This is a genomic window from Pseudomonas agarici (genome assembly GCF_900109755.1).
Classification (GTDB): domain Bacteria; phylum Pseudomonadota; class Gammaproteobacteria; order Pseudomonadales; family Pseudomonadaceae; genus Aquipseudomonas; species Aquipseudomonas agarici.
In genome coordinates this window covers 270,363-283,992 of record NZ_FOAR01000002.1, presented here as the reverse complement: position 1 = coordinate 283,992, position 13,630 = coordinate 270,363, and the positions used below count along the sequence as shown (strand labels likewise).

10 protein-coding genes are annotated in these 13,630 nt (G+C 60.8%); 5 read left to right on the top strand and 5 right to left on the bottom strand.

Annotated features, from left to right (window positions below; all coding sequences use genetic code 11):
• Nucleotides 1-25 precede the first annotated feature (25 nt).
• Entirely contained in the window at nucleotides 26-712 is a 687-nt protein-coding gene (gene lolD, locus BMX68_RS02990) for a lipoprotein-releasing ABC transporter ATP-binding protein LolD (RefSeq protein ID WP_017134120.1), read from the bottom strand.
• 7 nt (nucleotides 713-719) lie between these two features.
• On the bottom strand, nucleotides 720-1,970 hold the full coding sequence (locus BMX68_RS02985; protein ID WP_026013428.1) for a lipoprotein-releasing ABC transporter permease subunit: 1,251 nt from the start codon (nucleotides 1,968-1,970) through the stop codon (nucleotides 720-722).
• Between the two features lie 112 nt (nucleotides 1,971-2,082).
• On the opposite strand from BMX68_RS02985, the gene BMX68_RS02980 reads away from it, so the two are divergent.
• Entirely contained in the window at nucleotides 2,083-2,670 is a 588-nt protein-coding gene (locus tag BMX68_RS02980) for a PilZ domain-containing protein (RefSeq protein WP_017134122.1), read from the top strand.
• A 62-nt stretch (nucleotides 2,671-2,732) separates the two neighbouring features.
• The gene (locus BMX68_RS02975) at nucleotides 2,733-3,455 is read left to right on the top strand and encodes a glycerophosphodiester phosphodiesterase (protein WP_017134123.1); all 723 of its coding nucleotides are present in this window, start codon (nucleotides 2,733-2,735) and stop codon (nucleotides 3,453-3,455) included.
• Nucleotides 3,456-3,497: 42 nt separating this feature from the next.
• Here BMX68_RS02975 and sthA read toward each other — a convergent pair whose 3' ends face one another.
• Complete coding sequence (sthA, locus tag BMX68_RS02970) at nucleotides 3,498-4,892, bottom strand: Si-specific NAD(P)(+) transhydrogenase (RefSeq protein ID WP_017134124.1); 1,395 nt, start codon at nucleotides 4,890-4,892, stop codon at nucleotides 3,498-3,500.
• Nucleotides 4,893-5,056: 164 nt separating this feature from the next.
• Complete coding sequence (locus BMX68_RS02965; protein WP_017134125.1) at nucleotides 5,057-6,058, bottom strand: FAD:protein FMN transferase; 1,002 nt, start codon at nucleotides 6,056-6,058, stop codon at nucleotides 5,057-5,059.
• A gap of 375 nt (nucleotides 6,059-6,433) precedes the next feature.
• Between BMX68_RS02965 and BMX68_RS02960 the strand changes: the two genes are divergently transcribed.
• The gene (locus tag BMX68_RS02960) at nucleotides 6,434-7,732 is read left to right on the top strand and encodes an MFS transporter (RefSeq protein ID WP_017134126.1); all 1,299 of its coding nucleotides are present in this window, start codon (nucleotides 6,434-6,436) and stop codon (nucleotides 7,730-7,732) included.
• A gap of 53 nt (nucleotides 7,733-7,785) precedes the next feature.
• Here BMX68_RS02960 and BMX68_RS02955 read toward each other — a convergent pair whose 3' ends face one another.
• The gene (locus tag BMX68_RS02955; RefSeq protein WP_026013430.1) at nucleotides 7,786-9,249 is read right to left on the bottom strand and encodes a glyceraldehyde-3-phosphate dehydrogenase; all 1,464 of its coding nucleotides are present in this window, start codon (nucleotides 9,247-9,249) and stop codon (nucleotides 7,786-7,788) included.
• 352 nt (nucleotides 9,250-9,601) lie between these two features.
• Between BMX68_RS02955 and mfd the strand changes: the two genes are divergently transcribed.
• Nucleotides 9,602-13,051: a transcription-repair coupling factor gene (gene mfd / locus BMX68_RS02950; protein ID WP_017134128.1), complete on the top strand. Its 3,450-nt coding sequence runs from the start codon at nucleotides 9,602-9,604 to the stop codon at nucleotides 13,049-13,051.
• A 12-nt stretch (nucleotides 13,052-13,063) separates the two neighbouring features.
• Nucleotides 13,064-13,630, top strand: coding sequence for a CsiV family protein (locus BMX68_RS02945; RefSeq protein ID WP_017134129.1), 567 nt, complete (start codon nucleotides 13,064-13,066; stop codon nucleotides 13,628-13,630).

Here is a 13,630-nt window from a genome sequence, read left to right as displayed (position 1 = left end):
GCCGTATCGTCGAGCGCCGTAGCTTTCACGGGATTTGGACCAGCTTGCCATCTTCCAGATGGAGCACGCGGTCCATCTGGCGGGCCAGGCTCATGTCGTGGGTCACCACCAGGAACGCCGTGCGCATCGAGGTGCTGAGTTCCAGCATCAGGTCCTGGATACCCTGAGCAGTGTGGTGGTCGAGGTTACCGGTCGGCTCGTCGAGCATCACCAGGCCCGGTTTGTTCACCAGCGCCCGAGCAATCGCCACGCGCTGGCGCTCACCGCCGGACAGCTCGGCCGGTTTGTGCTCCAGGCGGTGCCCCAGGCCGACCCGCGCCAGCAATGCAGTAGCGCGCTGGCGGGCCTCGGGAATCGCCGTGCGACCGATCAGCAACGGCATGCAGACGTTCTCCAGTGCAGTGAATTCCGCCAGCAGATGATGGAACTGGTAAACGAAACCCAGGGAACGATTGCGCAACAACCCACGGGCCTTTTCCCCCAACGCCGACAACTCTTCGCCGGCCAGCCAGACACTGCCCTGGGACGGCGTATCCAGCCCGCCCAGCAGGTTGAGTAAGGTGCTCTTGCCGGAGCCGGAACTGCCAACGATCGCCACCCGCTCGCCCGCGTGGAGCTCAAGCTGCAAGCCGGACAACACCACCACCGACTCCGGGCCCTCCTCGTAGGACTTGCCCAGGTTGCGGCAACTCAGCACTGCTTTATCACTCATGCCTAACTCACTCATAACGTAGCGCCTCCGCAGGCTGGGTGCGCGCCGCACGCCAGGCCGGATACAAGGTGGCGAGGAAACTCAGGACCAACGCCGCGCCACAGACCGCCAAGACATCCTGGGCCATCAGTTGGGACGGCAGGTAGTCGATGAAATACACATCGGCATTGAGGAATTTGTGCCCGATCAGACCTTCGAGGGCAGAAATCGCCGCGCTGACATTGAGCGCGGCGAACATTCCCACCGCCGCACCAATCAGCGTGCCCACCACGCCGATCACGGTGCCCTGGACCATGAAGATCCTCATGATCTGCCCCGGCGTGGCCCCCAGGGTACGTAGGATGGCGATATCGCCTTTCTTGTCGTTCACCACCATCACCAGGGTCGAGATGATGTTAAACGCCGCCACCGCCACGATCAGCAGCAGCAGCAGGCCGATGATGGCTTTTTCCATCTTGATTGCCTGGTACAGGTTGCCGTGGGTACGGGTCCAGTCGCGGGCGTAGTAGTGGTTGTCGCCCAACTGCTGGGCGATTTCCCAGGCCGTGCGCGGTGCCTGGAACAGGTCGTTGAACTTCAGGCGCAGGCCCTGGACCTGATCCGGTTTCCAACGATGCAGGCGCGCGAGGTCATCGAGATTGGTCAGGCCGAGATAGCCATCCAGTTCGCCAGCGCCGACATGGAAGATCCCGACCACGGTAAAGCGCTTCATCCGCGGGAACATTCCCGCCGGCGTCACCGTGACTTCCGGAGCGACGAAAGTCAGCTTGTCGCCGAGACCGACACCGAGCTTGGTCGCCGCCTTGTCGCCAATGACGATGCCGAAGCTGCCAGGCGACAACGCATCAAGCTGGCCCTGGAGCATGAACCGGTCAATGATCGAGACCTTACGCTCCTGCGCCGGATCGATGGCATTGAGCAGCACCTTCTGCACCTGACCGTTGTTGGTCAGCAACCCCTGCATCTGAGTGAACGGGGCCACGGCGGCGACTTTCGGGTTGTGCCGGACCTTGTCCGCCAGGCTCGGCCAGTCACTGATCGGCTGGCCCGACTCGAGGGTGGCGTGGGGCACCATGCCCAGCACGCGGTCGCGCATTTCACGGTCGAAGCCGTTCATCACCGACAGCACCACGATCATCACTACCACGCCCAAGGCAAGGCCAATCATGGATGTCAGGGAAATGAACGAAACAAAGTGACTGCGGCGCTTTGCACGGGTGTAACGCGTACCGATAAATACGAAAAGTGGTCTGAACATGTCGGAGGCTAGTTCGAAGGCAAAGAAGTTCGGAGGAAAAGAAGACGTCCAATGTGGCGAGGCGGGGTCAGCAGCTTTACACTCAGACCATCACCTCTACCTTGGGTTCGCCATGTCGACATTAGATGAAGAAGATCGCCGCGAATACTACCGTATCGAGGACACGATCGCACTGGAAATCCACCCTCTGTCTGCCGCCGATGCCGCTCACCGGGAAGTATTGCAGGATGCTTCGCCGCTCTTCAATCTGCTCAGCGAACTGCACCTGAGCGAATTCGAATCGCAGCATCTGCTGCGCCAGGTCAGCGAGCGCGACCGGACGCTGTCGGCCTACCTGAAATCGCAGAACAAGCGCATCGACCTGCTCAGCCAGGTCATGGCCTTGACCGTGCTCGGCGAGTTCGGCGAACCGCAATCGGTGATCATCTCCGAAGGCGGCATTGAGTTCAGCCATCACCAGGCCTACCTGGCGGGCACCCACCTGGCGGTCAAGCTGGTGCTGATGCCGCAGGCCCTCGGGCTGCTGTTGCGGGCCAAGGTGGTCCACTGCAAACCACAGAGCTTCGGCACTTTCGAAATCGGCACCGAATTCCAAGCATTGACCGATGCCCAGCGCCAACTGCTGGCACGCTATATCCTCCAGAAACAGGCGCAGCAACGACGCCTGGCTCGCGAGCAAAACGATCCCGAGGCGAGTTAAGCCCTGGATTTATCGTGCGACCCGATTATTTGCAGGATCATTTTTTCCTTGAAGGAGCAGTCGTGACTCTGATTTATGGCCATCGTGGTGCCAAAGGCGAGGCACCGGAAAACACCCTGACCAGCTTCCAGGAGTGCCTCAAACACGGCGTGCGCCGCTGCGAACTGGATTTGCATCTGTCCATGGATGGCGAATTGATGGTGATCCATGACCCGACCCTCAAGCGCACCACCGACCGACGCGGCAAGGTGGTCGAGCATTCGGCCGCCGACCTTGTGACCTACGACGCACGCAAGGGCGGTCCGGGTTGGATCACCCCGTGTCCGATTCCGCGCCTGGAGGAATTGTTCGAGCAGTGCGAGTTCGAACACTGGCAACTGGAAGTCAAGAGCGCTTCACGTACCCGCGCCGCAACCACCGTACTGGCGATCCGCGAAATGGCCCAGCGCTTCGGCCTGCTGGACAGGGTCACCGTCACCTCCAGCTCTCGCGAGGTGCTCAAGGCCGCCTTGGAGCTGACCCCTGATCTGTCACGTGGACTGGTAGCCGAATACGCCTGGCTCGACCCGCTGAAGATTGCGCAGAGTTATGGCTGCCAGATTCTGGCGTTGAACTGGACGCTCTGCACCCCGGAACGCCTGATCAAGGCTCAGCGCCAGGGTCTGCATGTGTCGGTATGGACAGTCAACGAGCCGGCGCTGATGCGCAGGCTCGCCGACTTCGGCGTCGACAGCCTGATTACAGACTTTCCCGGTTTGGCCACGGCCACACTTGGGAAAGGCTGAAATCGGTCTCCCCGGCCGGCTCAGGCCACCGGCCGGAGCCGCTCAAAAAAGCCGGTTGAGACCATCATAAGCCGCTACCCGATAGGCTTCGGCCATGGTCGGGTAGTTGAAGGTGGTGTTGACGAAGTACTTCAGGGTGTTGTTCTCGCCCGGCTGGTTCATGATCGCCTGGCCAATGTGCACGATCTCCGAGGCCTGGTAACCGAAGCAATGAACGCCGAGGACCTCCAGGGTCTCGCGGTGGAACAGGATCTTCAACATGCCTTGTGGCTCGCCGGCGATCTGCGCCCGGGCCATGCTCTTGAAGAATGCCTTGCCCACTTCGTAAGGCACCTTGGCCTTGGTCAGTTCATGCTCGTTCTTGCCGATCGAGCTGATCTCCGGAATGGTGTAGATCCCGGTCGGCACGTCGTTGACATAGCGCCAGCTACCGTTGTCGACAATGCTGCCCGCCGCCGAACGGCCCTGGTCGTGGGCGGCACTGGCCAGGCTCGGCCAGCCGATCACATCGCCAGCACCATAGATGTTGGGCACGCAGGTACGATAGTTCTCGTCGACCTCGATCTGGCCACGGCCGTTGACCTTGACCCCGATGTTCTCCATGCCCAGCTTATCGGTGTTGCCGGTACGGCCGTTACACCAAAGCAAGGCATCGGCCTTGATTTTCTTGCCCGACTTCAGGTGCAGGATCACCCCATTGTCCAGGCCCTCGACGCGCTCGTACTCTTCGTTGTGGCGCACGGTGATGTTGTTGTTGCTGAAGTGGTAGCTCAGCGCCTGGGAAATCTCCGAGTCGAGGAAGCTGAGCAACTGGTCGCGGTTATCCACCAGTTCCACCAGCACCCCCAGACCACTGAAGATCGAGGCGTATTCGCAACCGATCACCCCGGCCCCGTAGATAATCAGCTTGCGCGGGGTATGGCCCAGGCTGAGGATCGTGTCGCTGTCGTAGATACGCGGGTGATGGAAATCGATATCGGCTGGGCGATAAGGCCGCGAACCGGTAGCGATGATGATGTGCCTGGCCACCAGCGTCTCGACCACGCCGTTGGAGCAAACCACTTCGATGGTCTGCTCGTCGGCGAAGCTGCCAGTGCCGAAAAACAGGTCCACGCGGTTACGGGCATAGTAACCAGTGCGCGAGGCAACCTGCTTGGAGATCACCTTTTCCGCACTCTTGAGCACATCCGGGAAGGAGAACCAGCGTGGCTCACCGATGGCCCGGAACATCGGGTTAGTGTTGAACTGCATGATCTGTCGTACAGAGTGACGCAGGGCCTTGGACGGGATGGTCCCCAGGTGGGTGCTGTTGCCGCCAACCTGCCGACGGCTGTCGACCATCGCCACCTTGCGCCCTGCTTTGGCGGCGTTCATCGCCGCACCTTCTCCAGCGGGCCCAGAACCCAGTACCACCACGTCGTAGTTGTAGACAGCCATGCGTACTCCTCAGAACAGGCCGAGGCACCCCTCTGGCACCTGCGGCTAAACCATGTCGCAACCGACGACATGAAGGATCAAATCTCGGTGTGCAGTCTATAGAAACGTTAACGCCGCGCACACTAACCCTTGGCCGCGTCGCGGGCTAGGCCCAGGCACTCAAGTTAATGTGCCTTGTCGCTGAACAATCGGTCAAACGCCAAATTCGTTCGCGTGACGAAACCGGTATCGGCACGCACCACAAAAAATGCAGCGATATCGTGCTCCTGCGCGTAGTCCCAACCGCGCTCGGGGCCCAGGATCAACAGCATCGTCGATAACCCATCGGCCATCAGGGTCGAGGGATCGATCACCGTGACCGCCGCCAGCCCGTGGGTAATCGGCGCGCCGGTGAGCGCATCGAAGGTGTGGGAGTACCGCCTGCCATCCTGCTCGAAATAATTGCGATAGTCACCGGAAGTGGACACCCCGTAGCCATCGATATCGATGACGCGTTGCGCGACCTGCCGGTCGTCGCGCGGTTCTTCCAGCGCAACGCGCCAGGGGCTGCCGTCGGGTTTGCGGCCCACTGCCTTGAGTTCGCCCGTGACCTCGGCTAGAAAGCTCTCAATGCCCATCGCCGTCAGCCGCTCGGCAATCCGGTCCACCGTGTAGCCTGCGGCGATGCTATCGAAGTCGACCCGCACGGCCGCGTCCTTGCACAACCGTTCGGCCTCGACACGCAGATGCAGGTGCCCGACGCGTTGGCGGGCCTCGGCCAGTTGCGCGGCCTGCGGCACTTGTTCCTTGCGCCCTTGCGGACCAAAGCCCCAGAGATTCATCAGCGGCTCGACCGTCAGGTCGTAGGCTCCCTGGCTGGCCCGCGCCAACTCCTCGCCCACGCGCACCAATCGCAGAATCGAGGCAGGCATGGGACGACAGCGATGGGCCGGCAGATCGTTGAACTGTTCAATATCGGAGTCGCTGCGATAGGTCGACATCTGCTGGTCGACCTCAGCCAAAATCGCCTCGACTTCGGCCTTGACCTCACGGGCCACTGGCCCATCCGCACGCCGCACGTATTGGATGGAATAGGTACTGCCCATGGTAGGCCCACCAAACCGCTCCAGGGAGTCTTGCGAACCGCAGCCGCAGATCAGCAGGAACGCGGTGGCGAGCCATGGCATACCTGTTCGTAAGAAAATCCTGGGGCCTGGAAATAACATGATCGCTAAGAAGGCATCGTTGGAGGTTGCGTAGTATGCGTTAGATCGTTGCAGGCCGCCGGCCTTCGGAACTCACCTGGGTGCCCTTCAGTGTTGGGTTAGTCTCGGACACCTTTTCAGCCCCGCGGCACGCGACCTTGCTCACCCCAAAAACCAACTGAGACGCTCTAGTGGCCAGATTATGGCATTTTGCTCAGAGGCTGGGGTTTTTGTTGCCTGACCTCGGCAATACACATATTGTTACAAACTGTTCTTCCAGCTTGCGGATACCTGAAAGGATCAGTCACGAGGAACAACGACGAAAGATTGCTTCGAAAGCCAACGTGGTGGATAAAAATGGCCTTGAGTACAGGCAAGGGCAAGGCGATTTTTCGCGTTGTCAGCGGTAACTTTCTTGAGATGTTCGACTTCATGGTCTATGGCTTCTATGCCACGGCCATCGCTAAAACCTTCTTTCCGGCCGACAGTGCATTTGCCTCCCTGATGCTTTCTCTGGCTACCTTCGGTGCCGGTTTCCTGATGCGTCCGCTGGGTGCGATCTTTCTCGGTGCCTACATCGACCGCCATGGTCGTCGTCAGGGGCTGATCATCACCTTGGCGATGATGGCTGCAGGCACGGTGTTGATTGCCGGTGTGCCGGGTTACGCAACCCTCGGCGTGGCGGCACCGCTGCTGGTCCTGTTGGGCCGTCTGTTGCAGGGTTTCTCTGCTGGGGTAGAGCTGGGCGGTGTTTCGGTCTACCTGGCCGAGATCTCGACGCCGGGCCGCAAAGGCTTTTTCGTCAGTTGGCAGTCTGCCAGTCAACAGGCCGCAGTGGTCTTCGCCGGCTTGCTGGGGGTGGCTTTGAACCACTGGCTGAGCCCCGAGCAAATGGGTGAATGGGGTTGGCGCGTGCCGTTCCTGATCGGCTGCATGATCGTCCCGACGATCTTCATCATCCGCCGCTCGCTGGAAGAGACACCTGAATTCCAGGCACGCAAACATCGCCCCACCTTACAGGAAGTCATGCGTTCGATCAGCCAGAACTTCGGCCTGGTGCTGGCGGGCATGGCGCTGGTGGTCATGACCACGGTATCGTTCTATCTGATCACCGCCTACACCCCGACCTTCGGCAAGAACGAACTGCACCTGTCGGACTTCGACGCGTTGCTGGTGACCGTGTGCATCGGCCTGTCGAACTTCTTCTGGCTGCCGGTGATGGGCGCCGTTTCCGATAAGATCGGCCGCAAGCCGTTACTGTTGGGGGCGACCATCCTGGCGATCCTTACGGCCTATCCAGTGCTGTCCTGGCTGGTGGTAAACCCGAGTTTCAGCCATCTGCTGATTGCCGAGTTGTGGTTGTCGTTCCTCTACGGTTCGTACAACGGCGCAATGGTGGTAGCCCTGACCGAGATCATGCCAGTGGAAGTCCGCACCACGGGCTTCTCCCTGGCCTACAGCCTGGCGACGGCGACCTTCGGCGGCTTCACGCCGGCGGCCTGCACCTACCTGATCCACGTACTGGACAATAAGGCGGCTCCGGGCATCTGGCTCAGTGGTGCGGCCGTACTGGGGCTGATCGCTACCCTGGTGCTGTTCCATGGTAACAGGCATGAACTGCGCACCGCACAAGTGACGGCCCCCAGCCAGGTTTGATCGCCAACAAAAACGCCCCGACTAGTCGGGGCGTTTTTGTTGGCGGCTGTTGCTTAGTGTGGAAGCGCTGGCGGGTTGACCCCAGCCATATCTTCCATCACACGCACCACCTGGCAGCTGTAACCGAACTCGTTGTCGTACCAGACGTACAGGACAACACGGTTATCGTTGCAGATCGTCGCCTCGGCATCGACCACACCAGCGTGGCGCGAACCGACGAAGTCGGTGGACACCACTTCCTGCGAGTTGACGAAGTCGATCTGCTTGTGCAGATCCGAGTGCAGCGCCACATAGCGCAGGTACTCGTTCATCTCCTCGCGGCTGGTGGCAGTCTCCAGGTTGAGGTTCAGAATCGCCATCGACACGTTCGGAGTCGGTACGCGAATCGCATTGCCGGTCAGTTTGCCGGCCAGCTCAGGCAAGGCCTTGGCGGCAGCAGTGGCGGCACCGGTCTCGGTGATCACCATATTCAGCGCCGCGCTGCGGCCACGGCGATCGCCCTTGTGGAAGTTGTCGATCAGGTTCTGGTCGTTGGTGTACGAGTGAACGGTTTCGACGTGGCCGTTGATGATGCCGAACTTGTCGTTGACGGCCTTGAGCACCGGCACGATGGCGTTGGTGGTGCAGGACGCCGCGGAAACGATCTTATCGTCAGCGGTGATTTCACCGTGGTTGATGCCATGCACGATGTTCTTCAGCTTGCCTTTGCCCGGCGCGGTCAAGACCACGCGGTCGATACCCGGACAGGCCAGGTGCTGACCCAGGCCGTCGGCGTCACGCCATACGCCGGTGTTGTCCACCAGCAGGGCGTTCTTGATGCCGTACCGGGTGTAGTCCACCTCGCTCGGACTCTTCGCGTAGATCACCTGGATCAGGTTACCGTTGGCGGTGATGGTGTTGTTTTCTTCGTCGATGGTGATGGTGCCGTTGAACGAACCATGCACCGAGTCGCGGCGCAGCAGGCTGGCGCGCTTGGTCAGGTCGTTCTCGGCGCCTTTGCGCACGACGATGGCGCGCAGGCGCAATCCGTCGCCGCCACCGGTTTTCTCGATCAGGATACGCGCCAGCAGACGACCGATACGACCAAAGCCGTACAGCACCACGTCAGTGCCCTTGCGTGCGCAAACATTCTGCTGACCGACGACATCGGCCAGCTCTTCGCGGACGAACTGCTCGGCGCTGCGACCATTGCCCTGAGTCTTGAACTTCACGGCCAACTTGCCGAGATCCACCGAAGCGGCGCCCAGCTTGAGCTCGCTCATGGCCTTGAGCAGCGGGAAAGTCTCGTGGACGGACAGTTCGACATCATCGGTCTGACGATGGCGAGCAAAGCGGTGAGCCTTGAGAATCGCGATGACAGACTGGTTGATCAGGCTGCGGCCATAGATCGAACTCACCACATTGTTATTGCGGTAGAGCTGACCGATAAGCGGAATCATCGCTTCTGCAAGCGCTTCACGATCAATCCACTCACCAAGACACTGGTCGGGCTTCTGAGTCACGGGAACCTTCCACATGTAGGGGCTGAAAAAAGGGGCTACATTATGCAGTCCAGTCGCCCGACGAGCAATGCGCGGCTGTCGCGCAATTGCCCATAAAACTCCACACAGAAACTTCTCACCCCGCGCAAGGCCAGTAAATACGCGGCCTTCGGAGCGCACCATTTTGGAGCGCTCACCATAACTTGTCTGTAACCCTCCGAACTACCCGTGCAATATGGCACCACCTATTCAGCATAAAAGCGCTATTTCTTATCATAGCCACTACATTTTCCCCCAACCTGTAATAGACACAGTCTACAACTGACAGGCGGCACCCTAGGCCGCTACAATTACCGACTTTGTCGCAACGCTTGGAGCTCAACCTTCCGTGCCCGTTCTGCGTCTACCGCTACTCCCTGCTGCGGCAGGTAAACAGCACTGGGGCAATCTCCCCGGTGCCGCCCTGAGCCTGGCCATTGCCGAGGCCGCCAGCGCCGCCAGGCGCTTCACCCTGCTGCTCACCGCCGACAGCCAGAGCGCTGAACGACTGGAACAGGAGCTGAGTTTCTTCGCCCCCGATTTGCCGGTACTGCATTTTCCCGACTGGGAAACCCTGCCTTACGATCTGTTTTCACCGCATCAGGACATCATTTCTCAGCGCATCGCCAGCCTTTACCGGCTGCCGGAGCTGGAACATGGCGTATTGGTAGTGCCGATCACCACCGCGCTGCACCGTCTGGCCCCGACCCGGTTCCTGCTGGGTAGCAGCCTGGTGCTGGATATCGGCCAAAAACTCGACGTCGAACAGATGCGCAGCCGCCTGGAAGCCTCCGGCTACCGCTGTGTCGACACGGTCTATGAGCATGGTGAATTTGCCGTGCGTGGGGCCCTGATCGATCTGTTCCCGATGGGCAGTAAACTGCCTTACCGCGTGGATCTGTTCGATGACGAGATCGAGACGCTGCGCACCTTCGACCCGGAAAACCAGCGCTCCATCGACAAGGTTGATTCGGTGCGCCTGCTGCCGGCCAAGGAATTCCCGCTACAAAAGGAAGCGGTCACCCGCTTCAAGGCGCGCTTTCGCGAACGCTTCGACGTCGACTTTCGCCGCTGCCCGATCTTCCAGGACCTCAACAGCGGGATCACCCCTGCCGGCATCGAGTACTACCTGCCGCTGTTCTTCGAGGAAACCTCGACCTTGTTCGACTACTTGCCTCAGGACACCCAAGTGTTCTCCCTGCCAGGCATCGAGCAGGCCGCGGAAAACTTTTGGAACGATGTGCGCAACCGCTACGAAGAGCGCCGCGTCGATCCAACCCGCCCACTACTGCCGCCGGCTGAACTGTTCCTGCCGGTGGAGGACTGCTTCGCCCGCTTGAAACGCTGGCCACGGGTCATCGCCAGCCAGCAAGATGTGGAAACCGGTATAGGCCGCGAACGTTTCCCCACCCGCGAACTGCCGAACCTGGCGATCGAGGCCAAAGCCAACCAGCCCTTGGCGGCGCTCTCCGCGTTCCTCGACCAGTTTCCCGGGCGGGTGCTGTTCACCGCCGAATCCGCCGGTCGTCGTGAAGTCTTATTGGAGCTGCTCGAACGCCTCAAGTTGCGCCCGAAGACCGTCGACAGTTGGCCCGACTTCGTCGCCGCGAAGGAGCGCCTGGCGATCACCATCGCGCCGCTGGACGAAGGCCTGGTCCTTGACGATCCAGCCCTGGCACTGATTGCCGAAAGCCCGCTGTTCGGCCAACGCGTGATGCAGCGCCGACGTCGGGAAAAACGCGCCGACGCTAACAACGACGCCGTCATCAAGAACCTCACCGAGTTGCGCGAAGGCGCGCCGGTGGTACATATCGACCATGGCGTCGGTCGCTACCTCGGCCTGGCTACTCTGGAAATCGACAATCAAGCCGCTGAATTCCTCACCATGGAATACGCCGAGGGCGCCAAGCTCTACGTGCCCGTGGCCAACCTGCACCTGATCGCCCGCTACACCGGCAGCGACGACGCCCTCGCACCGCTGCACCGCCTGGGCTCGGAAGCCTGGCAAAAAGCCAAGCGCAAGGCCGCCGAGCAGGTCCGCGACGTCGCCGCCGAACTGCTCGACATCTACGCCCGTCGAGCCGCCCGTGAAGGTTATGCATTCGCCGATCCGAAAGCCGACTATGCGACTTTCAGCGCCGGCTTCCCGTTCGAGGAAACCCCGGACCAGCAGACCACCATCGAGGCGGTGCGCGCCGACATGCTCTCGGCCAAGCCGATGGACCGCCTGGTCTGTGGCGACGTGGGCTTCGGCAAAACCGAAGTGGCGATGCGCGCTGCCTTTATCGCAGTCCACGGCGGCAGGCAGGTGGCGATCCTGGTGCCGACCACGCTACTCGCCCAACAGCACTACAACAGCTTCCGCGATCGCTTCGCCGACTGGCCGGTGACCGTCGAAGTGATGAGCCGCTTCAAGTCCGCCAAAGAGGTGAACGCCGCCGTGGCGGAGCTGGCCGAAGGCAAGATCGATATCGTCATTGGCACCCACAAGTTGCTGCAGGATGATGTGAAGATCAAGAATCTGGGCTTGGTGATCATCGACGAAGAACACCGTTTTGGCGTGCGCCAGAAAGAACAGCTCAAGGCCCTGCGCAGCGAAGTCGACATCCTCACCCTGACCGCCACGCCGATTCCGCGCACGCTGAACATGGCGGTGTCGGGTATGCGCGACCTGTCGATCATCGCCACCCCGCCAGCCCGACGCCTGTCGGTGCGCACCTTCGTCATGGAGCAGAACAAAAGCACGATCAAGGAAGCCCTGCTGCGCGAGCTGTTGCGCGGAGGCCAAGTCTACTACCTGCACAACGATGTGAAGACCATCGAGAAGTGCGCCGCCGACCTCGCCGAACTGGTGCCGGAAGCTCGCATCGGCATCGGCCACGGGCAGATGCGCGAGCGCGAACTCGAACAGGTGATGAGCGATTTCTACCACAAGCGCTTCAACGTGCTGATCGCCTCGACCATCATCGAGACCGGCATCGATGTGCCGAGCGCCAACACCATCATCATTGAGCGCGCCGACAAGTTCGGCCTGGCCCAATTGCACCAGTTGCGTGGCCGGGTCGGGCGCAGTCACCACCAGGCCTACGCCTACCTGCTGACGCCCGCTCGCCAGCAGATCACCGCCGACGCGGAGAAACGCCTGGAGGCCATCGCCAATACCCAGGACCTCGGCGCCGGCTTTGTACTCGCCACCAACGACCTGGAGATCCGCGGTGCCGGCGAACTGCTGGGCGACGGCCAAAGCGGGCAGATCCAGGCGGTGGGCTTCACCCTGTACATGGAAATGCTCGAGCGCGCAGTCAAATCCATTCGCAAAGGCGAGCAACCCAACCTCGACCAGCCCCTGGGCGGCGGCCCGGAGATCAACCTACGCCTGCCGGCGCTGATCCCCGAAGATTACCTGCCGGACGTCCATGCGCGCCTGATCCTCTACAAGCGCATCGCCTCGGCGACCGACGAAGACGGTCTCAAGGACCTGCAAGTGGAAATGATCGACCGCTTCGGCCTGCTGCCGGAACCGACCAAGAACCTGGTGCGCCTGACCTTGCTGAAACTGCAGGCCGAGCAACTGGGCATCAAGAAAATCGACGGTGGTCCGCAAGGCGGGCGTATCGAGTTCGCCGCGGACACGCCGGTCGATCCCCTGGCATTGATCAAGCTGATCCAGGGGCAACCCAATCGCTATAAATTCGAAGGTGCCACACTGTTCAAGTTCATGGTGCCGATGGAGCATGCGCAAGAACGCTTTAGTACACTAGAGGCGCTGTTCGAGCGCCTCACCCCGAAATCTGCTTGATAAGGACGCCGTATGCGCCTGATCTCTTCGCTGGCCGTGTTGTTGGCCCTGCTTACCCCGCCAGCCTTTGCCGACGAGCAGTATCAGGTCGAAATGATCCTGATCCGACAAAACCTCGAACAACCGTTCCTCAGCCAACCGGCTCCCGAAGACTGGGCCAAGGGCGCCAGACCTGTTACCACTGGCGACGAGCGCACGCCGGCGCTGAACGACATGGTCGCCAAGCTCGGCGCCAGCGGCAACTATGAAGTATTGCTGCACAAGAGCTGGCAGCAGTCACTCAGCGACCAACCGAGCAAGGTCTCGATCACTGCCGGCCAGGAACAGTTCGGCCAGTTTCCCGTGGAGGGCACGTTGAGCCTCACGCTCAAGCGTTTCACCGACGTGGAAGCTCTGTTCTGGGTCAACCGCTTCGACAGCAACGGCGTGGTCAGTGCCAGTGAACGCCTGAACCAGATCAGCCAGATCAAGAACGGTCAACTCAACTTCCTCGACAGCGGGCACCTCGCCCTGCTGCTCAAGGTGACCTCGCTGTCAGCCTCCAAACGCGAAGCGCCGCCACAGAACCTGGACCAGTGA

Excerpts from the sequence above, each read along its gene's own strand:
- lolD (WP_017134120.1), bottom strand. The coding sequence starts at position 712 with ATGAGTGATAAAGCAGTGCTGAGTTGCCGCAACCTGGGCAAGTCCTAC.
- BMX68_RS02985 (WP_026013428.1), bottom strand. The coding sequence starts at position 1,970 with ATGTTCAGACCACTTTTCGTATTTATCGGTACGCGTTACACCCGTGCA.
- BMX68_RS02980 (WP_017134122.1), top strand. The coding sequence starts at position 2,083 with ATGTCGACATTAGATGAAGAAGATCGCCGCGAATACTACCGTATCGAG.
- sthA (WP_017134124.1), bottom strand. The coding sequence starts at position 4,892 with ATGGCTGTCTACAACTACGACGTGGTGGTACTGGGTTCTGGGCCCGCT.
- BMX68_RS02965 (WP_017134125.1), bottom strand. The coding sequence starts at position 6,058 with ATGCCATGGCTCGCCACCGCGTTCCTGCTGATCTGCGGCTGCGGTTCG.
- BMX68_RS02960 (WP_017134126.1), top strand. The coding sequence starts at position 6,434 with ATGGCCTTGAGTACAGGCAAGGGCAAGGCGATTTTTCGCGTTGTCAGC.
- BMX68_RS02955 (WP_026013430.1), bottom strand. The coding sequence starts at position 9,249 with ATGTGGAAGGTTCCCGTGACTCAGAAGCCCGACCAGTGTCTTGGTGAG.
- BMX68_RS02945 (WP_017134129.1), top strand. The coding sequence starts at position 13,064 with ATGCGCCTGATCTCTTCGCTGGCCGTGTTGTTGGCCCTGCTTACCCCG.